The 8,747-nt window shown below is 74.6% G+C and carries 9 protein-coding genes and 1 pseudogene; 2 read left to right on the top strand and 8 right to left on the bottom strand.

Annotation, left to right across the window (positions count from 1 at the left end; genetic code table 11):
• Positions 1 to 851 (bottom strand): N-acetylmuramic acid 6-phosphate etherase (locus AB0J52_RS17750; protein WP_500182673.1); only part of this gene is annotated, 851 nt, incomplete at its 3' end.
• On the bottom strand, positions 848 to 1,813 hold the full coding sequence (locus AB0J52_RS17745; protein ID WP_500182672.1) for a MurR/RpiR family transcriptional regulator: 966 nt from the start codon (positions 1,811 to 1,813) through the stop codon (positions 848 to 850). The genes AB0J52_RS17745 and AB0J52_RS17750, both read right to left, overlap by 4 nt.
• 130 nt (positions 1,814 to 1,943) lie before the next feature.
• On the opposite strand from AB0J52_RS17745, the gene AB0J52_RS17740 reads away from it, so the two are divergent.
• Together AB0J52_RS17740 and AB0J52_RS17735 are read left to right on the top strand one after the other, a co-directional pair.
• Positions 1,944 to 2,984, top strand: coding sequence for an N-acetylglucosamine kinase (locus AB0J52_RS17740; RefSeq protein ID WP_500182671.1), 1,041 nt, complete (start codon positions 1,944 to 1,946; stop codon positions 2,982 to 2,984).
• Between the two features lie 366 nt (positions 2,985 to 3,350).
• On the top strand, positions 3,351 to 4,946 hold the full coding sequence (locus AB0J52_RS17735; RefSeq protein WP_500182674.1) for a glycoside hydrolase family 3 protein: 1,596 nt from the start codon (positions 3,351 to 3,353) through the stop codon (positions 4,944 to 4,946).
• 89 nt (positions 4,947 to 5,035) lie between these two features.
• On the opposite strand, the gene ptsP is transcribed toward AB0J52_RS17735, so the two are convergent.
• The 6 genes and pseudogenes from ptsP to AB0J52_RS17705 all read right to left on the bottom strand — a co-directional run.
• Entirely contained in the window at positions 5,036 to 6,808 is a 1,773-nt protein-coding gene (gene ptsP, locus AB0J52_RS17730) for a phosphoenolpyruvate--protein phosphotransferase (RefSeq protein WP_500182670.1), read from the bottom strand.
• Positions 6,801 to 7,073, bottom strand: coding sequence for an HPr family phosphocarrier protein (locus AB0J52_RS17725; RefSeq protein WP_500182669.1), 273 nt, complete (start codon positions 7,071 to 7,073; stop codon positions 6,801 to 6,803). Before AB0J52_RS17725 ends, ptsP begins: the two co-directional genes overlap by 8 nt.
• The gene (locus AB0J52_RS17720; RefSeq protein WP_500182668.1) at positions 7,070 to 7,759 is read right to left on the bottom strand and encodes an HAD family hydrolase; all 690 of its coding nucleotides are present in this window, start codon (positions 7,757 to 7,759) and stop codon (positions 7,070 to 7,072) included. Before AB0J52_RS17720 ends, AB0J52_RS17725 begins: the two co-directional genes overlap by 4 nt.
• Positions 7,750 to 8,199 (bottom strand): PTS sugar transporter subunit IIA, encoded by a 450-nt coding sequence (locus tag AB0J52_RS17715; RefSeq protein ID WP_500182667.1) that lies wholly within the window; start codon positions 8,197 to 8,199, stop codon positions 7,750 to 7,752. Before AB0J52_RS17715 ends, AB0J52_RS17720 begins: the two co-directional genes overlap by 10 nt.
• A gap of 17 nt (positions 8,200 to 8,216) precedes the next feature.
• Positions 8,217 to 8,450: a PTS sugar transporter subunit IIB gene (locus AB0J52_RS17710; protein ID WP_500182666.1), complete on the bottom strand. Its 234-nt coding sequence runs from the start codon at positions 8,448 to 8,450 to the stop codon at positions 8,217 to 8,219.
• A gap of 129 nt (positions 8,451 to 8,579) precedes the next feature.
• Positions 8,580 to 8,747, bottom strand: a pseudogene (locus AB0J52_RS17705) (SIS domain-containing protein); the annotation flags it as partial.

Here is an 8,747-nt window from a genome sequence, read left to right as displayed (position 1 = left end):
CCGATGGTCACCACCGACCGTCCCCGGTCGGCGGGGACCTCGCCGAGCAGGCTGACCAGGGCCACGCGGGTGTTGCCGCCGGCCTCGGCCAGCGCGGCGGCGCAGGAGCGGGAGTCCATGCCGGTCGCCTCGGTGAGGATGCGGACGAGACGGGCGCGGAGCTTGGCGTTGAGGGCGTTCACGCTGACCATCAGGTTGGAGTAGGTGCGGCCCAGCCTGATCATGAGCGTGGTGGAGAACGAGTTGAGCACCAGCTTGGTGGCGGTGCCGGCCTTCATCCTCGTCGAGCCGCTGATCACCTCGGGTCCGGTGGCCAGCGGGATGTGCACGGCGACCTCGTCGCCGTACGGCGCGTTGGGGTTGCAGGAGATGAGCGCGGTGTGCGCCCCGGCGGCCGCGGCCGCGCGCAGGGCGCCGATCACGTAGGGGGTGCGTCCGGACGCGGCGACGCCGATCGCGACGTCGCCGGGCTCGACCGCGGCGGCGTCGGACGCGCCGAGGTCCACGTCGTCCTCGACCTCGGAGACGGCCTGGGTGAACGCCCCGGGGCCGCCCGCGTGGTGGGCGACGACCCGGTTCCACATGCCGAACGTGGGCGGGAGCTCCGCCGCGTCCAGCACGGCCAGGCGTCCCGAGGTGCCCGCGCCGAAGTAGTGCACCCGGCCGCCGTTGCGCAGCGACTCCACGGCGAGGTCGACCAGGACGGCGAGCTCGGGCAGGACGGCCGCGACGACGGCGGGGACGGTGGCGTCCTCGGCGTTGATGCGGCGCAGCACTTCCAGGGTGGGAAGCGTGTCGACGTCGAGGGTCCGCGGGTTGCGGCCCTCGGTGGGCAGGTCAAGCTGGATCACCGACGCCTCCGGTCGGGTCGCACGGTCCGGCCGCGGACCGCCTCGAACGTGGCTTCAAGGGCTTTTCGGGTGGAGCCGAAGGTGCGCTGCGCCACCCCGACGAACACGCAGTCGACCACCGTCAGCTGCGCCAGCCGGCTGGCCGTCGCACCCGATCGGAACGTGGTCTCGCGCGCGGCCGTCGTCAGGATGAGGTCGGCGACGTCGGCGATGGGCGATTTGGGGAAGTTGGTCAGGGCTACCGTGGTGACCCCCTTGCTCTTGGCGACCTCCAGCGCGTCGATGGTCTCCACCGTCGCGCCCGTGTGCGAGATCCCGACCGCGACGTCCCCCGTGCCCAGCAGCGCGGCGCTGGTGAGCATGATGTGGGCGTCGGACCAGGCGTAGCAGTTCCTCCCGATGCGGTGCAGTTTCTGCTGGAAGTCCAGGGCGACGAAGGCGCTGGCGCCCACCCCGTAGACGTCCACGCGGTCGGCGGCCACGATCACGTCGACGACCTGCTCGAGCATCTTGATGTCGAGCTGGGCCGCCGTCTCCTCGACGGCGCGGGCGTCGGCGAAGGTGACCTTCTCCACGATCTGCTCGAGGGAGTCGTCCGGACTGATGTCGCTGCCGATGACCCGCCCGCCGGTGGCGCTCTGGGCCCTCCCCGCCTCCGTCGCGAGGGTCAATCGCAGCTCTGGATAACCATGGAACCCGATCGCCCGGCAGAACCTGATGACCGTGGTCTCAGAGGTGCCGCAGTTCTGGGCGAGTTCGGTGATGGTCGAGTTCGCGACCCCCTCGGGGTCGTCGATGACGCGTTGCGCGACTCTGCGCTCCGCCGGTGGAAGCGAGGGCAGCAGCGACCGCACCCGCACCACGGTGCTCAGCGGCGTCTGTGACGCCGCCTCGTCCCGTGCTGTCTCCTGGGTCGCCCCACCCCCACTACTCCCCGGCTCTGTGCCGGTGGGTTTCCTCATGTAAGGAATTTTCTTACCTTCGCGATGTCACGTCAACGGTGGAAACGGCTACGGTCGCCATGTGTTGACCCATTTGGCCGGTCCTTACGTGATCGGCATAGACGCGGGTGGCACGAAGACCCGCTGTGTAGTGCTGACTCTCACCGGGGCGCTCGCCGGGACCGGAACCGGTCCCGGCGCGAACCCCAATTCCGGAGGCGACACCGCGGGTGCCCTCACCACGGCCCTGAGTGAGGCCCTCGGCGACGTGGACCGCTCACTCGTCCTCACCGGCGTCTTCGGGATCGCCGGCGCGGGCTCGGCCGGACGGCCGGCGGCGGTCTCCGCCGCCCGGCGCGCCTGGCACACCTGCGGCCTGCGCGGTTCTCCCGCGGTCGTGACCGACATCGCCGTGGCGTTCGCGGCCGGGACCACCGCCCCCAAGGGCATCGTGGTGTTCTCCGGCACCGGCGCGGGCGCCGCGGTGATCAGCGACGGCACGATCGTGCGCCGCGCGGACGGCTACGGCTGGCTCGTCGGGGACGAGGGGTCGGCGGTGTGGCTCGGCCGCGAGGCGGTGCGCGCCGCGCTCGCCGCGCTGGACGGCCGCAGCCGCCCCACCCTGCTCACCGAGTCGGTGCCGCGCGCGCTGCTCGGCCAGGCCGTGCTCGCACAACTGGGCTCCGTCACCCCCCGCCACCATCGCACCCACCACCGCCCCGCCGCGGCCCCCGCGCCCGCCCTGGCCTTCGCCGGCGCGGTCACCGGGACCTCGCCCGGCCCGGGCGGCACCACGACGCTGGCCCGTGAACCGGCGCCGCGCCTCCCCCAGAACCCCGCCCTCGCGCAGGCCATCATCAAGGAGGTCTACGGCCGCCCGCCCGCGGCCCTCGGCAGGCTGGGCCCGGTGGTCGCCGCCGCGGCCGCCGCGGGGGACGCGGTGGCGCGCCGGATCACCGAGGAGGCGGCCGAGTGGCTGCTGCGCGACGTGGACGCCGTCCGCGCCGCGCTGACCGACCCGTCCGCCCCGGTCGTCATGCACGGCTCGGTGCTGCGGGACGGCCCGGTGGCCGACGCCGTCCGCGCCGGACTGCGGGCCCGCTTCGACGCCGACCCGCGCCGCGCGGGCGACGGCGCCGTCGGGGCCGCGTCCCTCGCGATGCGCCGGCTGGGCTTCCCGCCACCGGAATAACGCGGTTCGTCCCGCGCCGACGCCCCGTTCCGTACTGGAACGTGCCATTTTCGCGGCCAGCGGTGAGTGAACACTCACTAACCACGAGCGAGTACTCACTCACCCTCGGGGCGGCACCGGTGGCGCTCCCCTGCGCCCTGAGGCATCGAGCGGCGCGCCCTGGGGTGGTTTGGACAGGGTGCCACCCGCCGACTACCGTCGCCCGGGTCAGATAACGACCCGGTCACGCCCCTCGGGAGCATCGTGCAGGCTGAACGTCCCTCCTTCCCGCCCGAGAACACGCCCCGTCCTCCCGCCGCGCGGGTGTCACACGCGCGGCCGGGGCTCATGCGGACGTGGCGGGGCCGGCGGGCGGTCGGGGTCGTGATGGCGGCGGTGACGGCCGCTTCGCTGGCCGGGTGCGGGGACGGGAGCGGCAAGCGGGCCGGACGGCAAGGGCTGACGGCCTCTCCGACGTCCTCGCCGGCGGCGAAGGCCGACTGGATCCCCGGCTACGTCGCGAAGCTGAGCACCGAGCAGAAGGTCGGGCAGCTGTTCGTCCCCACGGTGGGCAGCGCCGCGCAGGGCAGGGCGATGATCCGCGACTACCACGTCGGCGGCGTCATCTACTTCCCCGGGAATCTGCGGACGCCCCGGTCCACCGCCGAGCTGTCCAACGCGCTGCAGAAGGCGTCCAAGATCCCGCTGACGATCGGCGTGGACGAGGAGCAGGGCATCGTGTCGCGCACGCCGTTCGTGACCCGGTTCCCCGGGAACATGACGCTCGGCGCGTCCGGCCGGACCGCCGACGCACAGGCCGCCGCGGCGGCGACCGGGGCGGAGCTGCGCGCGGTGGGCGTCAACCAGAACTACGCGCCGGACGCCGACGTCAACGTCAACCCGGCGAACCCCGTGATCGGCATCCGCTCGTTCGGCGCCGACCCGGGCCTGGTCGCGCGGATGACCCACGCGGCCGTCGCCGGATACCAGCAGGCGGGGGTCGCCGCCACCGCCAAGCACTTCCCCGGGCACGGCGACACCGGCACCGACAGCCACACCGGACTCCCGGTGATCACCCACAGCAGGGCCACCTGGGAGCGCCTGGACGCGCCGCCGTTCCGGACGGCGGGCGCGGACGCGGTGATGTCCGCGCACATCGTCGTCCCCAAGCTGGACGGCAGCGGCGACCCGGCGACGCTCTCCAGGAACGTCCTGACCGGGCTGCTGCGCGGCAAGCTCGGCTTCCAGGGCGTGATCATCACCGACTCGCTGCAGATGGACGGCGTCCGGCAGAAGTACAGCGACCGGGTGGTCCCGGTCCGCGCGGTCAACGCGGGGGCCGACCAGCTGCTGATGCCGCCGAGCCTGCCGGTCGCATACCGGGCGGTGCTGGCCGCGGCGAAGTCCGGCAAGATCCCGCGCGCCCGGCTGGACGACGCGGTGACGCGGATCCTTCGGCTGAAGGAGCGCCGCGGGTTGTTCCGCGGCACCCACGTCGATCCGGCCAAGGCCGCCGGCCTGGTGGACACGCCGCAGCACCACGCCCTCGCGCGCAGCGTCTCCGAGCACGGCGTGACCGTCGTCCGCAACGACGGGAAGGTACTGCCACTGAAGGGGCGCAAGGTGTACGTGACCGGCGCGAAGAGCTCTCAGGTCGTCGCGGCGCTCCGCGCGGCGGGGGTGAAGACGGCGGGCTCGCTCGGCCAGGCGGACGTCGCGCTGCTCACGACCCTGAACAAGGGCGCGGCCGGCACCGCCGCGAGCGCCCGCGCGCTGGCGTCCAAGCCGACTGTCGTCGCCGCGCTCGGCTCGCCCTACGACCTGGACCGGGCCACCCGCGCGAAGGCCCTGGTCGCGACCTACTCGTCCACCTCGCCCGCGATCAAGGCACTCGCGCGCATCCTGTCCGGCCAGGTCAAGCCCACCGCCAAGCTGCCCGTCCCCGTCGCCGGAAAGCCCATCGGCACAGGCGTCACCTACTGACAGGCGCGAAAAGGCGGGGCCGAGCTGCGATGCGCAGCTCGGCCCCGCCTTCGCGACCAAGAGGTCAGAGACCCCCTTGGACCCAGGGGTCAGAGACCGAGGTCCGTCAGCGCCGGAAGGACGTCGCGGGCGGCGCGCTTGGCCTCGGCGGCGGACCGGGAGGCGCGGGCGGCGGCCGCCGCCGTGCGGCATTCGTCCAGCGTGTGGTGGGCCAGCGCCGCACGGACGAACGGCAGCGACGGCGCGCTCATCGACAGCGACGTGACACCCAGCCCGACCAGGACACAGGCCAGCGCCGGATCGCCCGCCGCCTCGCCGCAGACGCCGCAGGGGATCCCGGCGGACGCGGCGGACGCGACCAGGTCCAGGACGGCGGGCTGCCACGCGTCCTGGAGGTGGGCCAGTCCGCCGATCTGCCGGTCGGCGGCGCACGCGTACTGGGTGAGGTCGTTGGTGCCGAGGCTGAAGAACTCCACCTCGGGCGCCAGGTCGCGGGCGCGCAGCGCGGCCGCAGGGACCTCGACCATGACGCCCGGGTGCTCGATCCCGGCCTCGCGGCAGGCGGCGGCGAACAGGGCCGCCTCCTCGGCGTCGGTCACCATCGGGGCCATGACCTGCAGTTTCGCGGTCTGCCCGGACGCGGCGCGGGCCAGCGCGGACAGCTGGGTCGACAGCACGGCCGGGTGGCGGCGCAGCATCCGCAGGCCGCGTTCACCGAGCGCCGGGTTGGGCTCGTCGCCGGGAGGCGGCAGGAACGCCAGCGGCTTGTCGGCCCCGGCGTCCAGGGCGCGCACGACGACGCGTCCGTCCGGGAACGCCGCCAGCACCTCGCGGTACGCGAGCTCCTGCTCCTCGTCGGACGGCGGGGTGGCACGGTCCAGGAACAGGAACTCGGTGCGGTAGAGCCCGACGCCCTCCGCGCCGTTCTCGACCGCCGCCGGGACGTCCTTCGGGCCGCCGATGTTCGCCAGCAGCGGCACCGCGTGGCCGTCCTTGGTGCGTCCCGGGCCGGACGACCCGGCGAGCACGGCGGCCCGTGCGGCGGCGGCGTCGCGCGCGGCGGTCACGGTCGCGGCCGGCGGGTCGATGAGGACCGTCCCGGCCGCGCCGTCCACCAGGACGGGCGTGCCGTCGGCGAGACCGGTCGCGCCGGGCAGCGCCACGACCGCGGGGACGCCCATGGTGCGGGCGAGGATCGCGGTGTGGCTGGTCGGGCCGCCCTCCTCGGTGACGAACGCGACGACCTTGGCCGGGTCGAGCACGGCCGTGTCGGCGGGCGCGAGATCGCGCGCGACCAGCACGAACGGCTCGTCGGAGTCGGGCACGCCGGGCATCGGGAGGCCGAGCAGCCGGGCGACGGTGCGGTCCCGGATGTCGTCGAGGTCGGTGACCCGGGCGGCGAGGTACTCCCCCGCGCCCGCGAGCATCTCGCGGTACACGCCGAACGACTCGAACACCGCGCGGGCCGCCGTGCGGCCCTCGGCCGCCTTGGCCTTGACGCCGTCGGCGAGGCCGGGGTCGCGGGCCATCAGCGCCTGGGCGTTCAGGACGTCCTGGCCGTCCTTGTTGCCGACCCGGGCGGCGGTCTCCCCGCGCGCCTCCAGGTCGTCGGCGACGGCGGCGAGGGCCGCGAGGGCCTCGGCGGTCTCGGCCTCGGCGTCCCCGGCGGGCGCGGCGTCCGCGGCCGGCTCGGGGACGGCCCCGGCGATCCCGCGCACCGGGCCGAACCCGACGCCCGGACTCACCCCGGCCCCGTACAGCTCAGCGGAGCCCGCGGCCGAGGCCGCCGGCCCGGCGGAGCTGTGCGGCGCCTCGGCGGGGAGGGGCTGACCGGTCCTGACGGCGTCCCCCGGCTCAGGCATTCTCGGGCTCGGGCGTGGACAGCAGCGCCTCCAGCTGGGACAGGAGGTCGTCGGCGCCGTCGAAGTCGGCGGCGATCACGATCTCCTCGCCGTGCCTGGCGTCCAGGCCGAGGACGGCCAGGATGCTCTTGGCGTTCACCGGCGTGCCGCCGGCCTTCGCCACGGTGACGTCGCCCGGCGCCTTGGCCGCGGTCTGCACGAACAGCGCGGCCGGGCGCGCGTGCAGCCCCACCCTCGACTCGATCTTGACGTTGCGCTCGCTCACTGGTTCTTCTCCTCGGTGTCCCGGATCCGCAGTTCGGGTCCGGGAGTCACGGTCACTTGCCGCAGGTCGGCCACCACGTGCCGCGCGGCGCGCAGTGCGGTGGACGGCTGCGTCGTGGTGATCCCCACGACGGTCATACCCGCGTCCCGCGCGGCGGCCACGCCGGCGGGCGCGTCCTCGAAGGCCACGGCCTCCGCGGGCGGGACCCCCAGGCCGCGCGCGGCGGCGAGGAAGCCCTCGGGGTGGGGTTTGCCGACGACGACGTCGTCGGCGGTGACGACCATGTCCAGCAGGCCGTCGACGCCCAGCTCGGCCAGCAGGCCGTGCGCGTACCCGCGCAGCCCCGACGTCACGACCGCGATCGGGACGTCCAGCGCGTGCAGCGCCCGGACGAGCTCGACCGCGCCCGGGACGGGTTCGGGGACCGGCAGGTCCGGGTCGTCGTAGTGGCCCAGCACCTCGTGGAACAGCTCCTCGACCGTGCGGCCGGGGAACAGGTGCAGGTGGTCGACGAGCGCCTCGCGCCCGCGGCGTCCCGCGAAGGAGGCCAGGACGGCCTCGTCGTGGGGCGCGCCGTGGGCGTCGAACAGCCGCGCCCACATCAGGCGGCTGCGCGGCTCGGTGTCGATCAGCGTGCCGTCGAGGTCGAAGACGGCGGCGCCGAGCGGCAGCCGGGTCAGCTCCATACGTACAGCTCTGCGCCCTGCCGCACGGTGCCGGACTCCACGACGTCCGACAGCGCCTCGACGGGCGCGTCGAGCGCGACCACGGCGCAGATCGGCGAGCGTCCGCCCGCCTCCACCGCGCCCGGGTCCCAGGCGACCAGCGGCTGGCCCGCCGTCACCCGGTCGCCCTCGGCGGCCAGCAGCTCGAACCCCTCGCCCTTGAGCTGGACGGTGTCGATGCCGAGGTGCACCAGCACCCCGTGCCCCTCGTCGTCCACCACCACGTAGGCGTGCGGGTGCATCTTGACGATCTTCCCGGTGACCGGGGCGATGGCCTGGCCGGGCTCGCGGGCCGGGTCGACGGCGGTGCCCGGGCCGACCATGGCCTGGGCGAACACCGGATCCGGCACGCCCGCGAGCCCGACGACCCGCCCGCTGACCGGGGACAGTACGCGCGTCATCGGTCCTCCTAGGGGGATCAGTCGAGGATGTCCTCGATGTCGGTGGCGATCGTGTCGGCCTCGGGGCCCACGACCACCTGGACGACGGAACCGGACCGCATGACGCCGAACGCGCCGGCGGCCTTCAGGCCCGCCTCGTTGACGGCCCCCGCGTCCTTGACCTCGGTGCGGAGCCGGGTCGCGCAGGGCTCGATCTCGATGATGTTGTCGGCGCCGCCGAGCGCCGCGATGATGTCCTCGGCCTTGGCCATTGCGGGGTTCCTCTCGTTCTGTCGGTTTCGGCCGCGCCCGGCCCGGAGGCCGGGGGCGCGGAGCCTGGCGGTGTCCGGCGGGTCCGGGGCCGGCCGGTGCGGGCCGGCCCCGGTCCCCGCCGGCGCGGGTCAGTCGGTCTGGGTGACCTTGTTCAGCCCGCGCGGGACGTCGGGGTCGATCCCGAGCCGCCGGGCCAGGTTCTCGACCATGATCTGCCCGGGCACGATGAGGCCGAGCGGGGCGACCCACTCGGGCAGGTCCGGGCCGGGCAGCGCGGCCGTGCTCGCCTGCGCGAG

This window comes from Spirillospora sp. NPDC049652 (genome assembly GCF_040675125.1).
Taxonomy (GTDB): Bacteria; Actinomycetota; Actinomycetes; order Streptosporangiales; family Streptosporangiaceae; genus Spirillospora.
The sequence above is the reverse complement of the archived record's forward strand: the minus strand, read 5'-3'. Positions and strand labels throughout refer to the sequence as shown.

Excerpts from the sequence above, each read along its gene's own strand:
- AB0J52_RS17735 (WP_500182674.1), top strand. The coding sequence starts at position 3,351 with ATGGCGGCGGTGACGGCCGCTTCGCTGGCCGGGTGCGGGGACGGGAGC.
- AB0J52_RS17745 (WP_500182672.1), bottom strand. The coding sequence starts at position 1,813 with ATGAGGAAACCCACCGGCACAGAGCCGGGGAGTAGTGGGGGTGGGGCG.
- ptsP (WP_500182670.1), bottom strand. The coding sequence starts at position 6,808 with ATGCCTGAGCCGGGGGACGCCGTCAGGACCGGTCAGCCCCTCCCCGCC.
- AB0J52_RS17720 (WP_500182668.1), bottom strand. The coding sequence starts at position 7,759 with ATGGAGCTGACCCGGCTGCCGCTCGGCGCCGCCGTCTTCGACCTCGAC.
- AB0J52_RS17710 (WP_500182666.1), bottom strand. The coding sequence starts at position 8,450 with ATGGCCAAGGCCGAGGACATCATCGCGGCGCTCGGCGGCGCCGACAAC.
- AB0J52_RS17715 (WP_500182667.1), bottom strand. The coding sequence starts at position 8,199 with ATGACGCGCGTACTGTCCCCGGTCAGCGGGCGGGTCGTCGGGCTCGCG.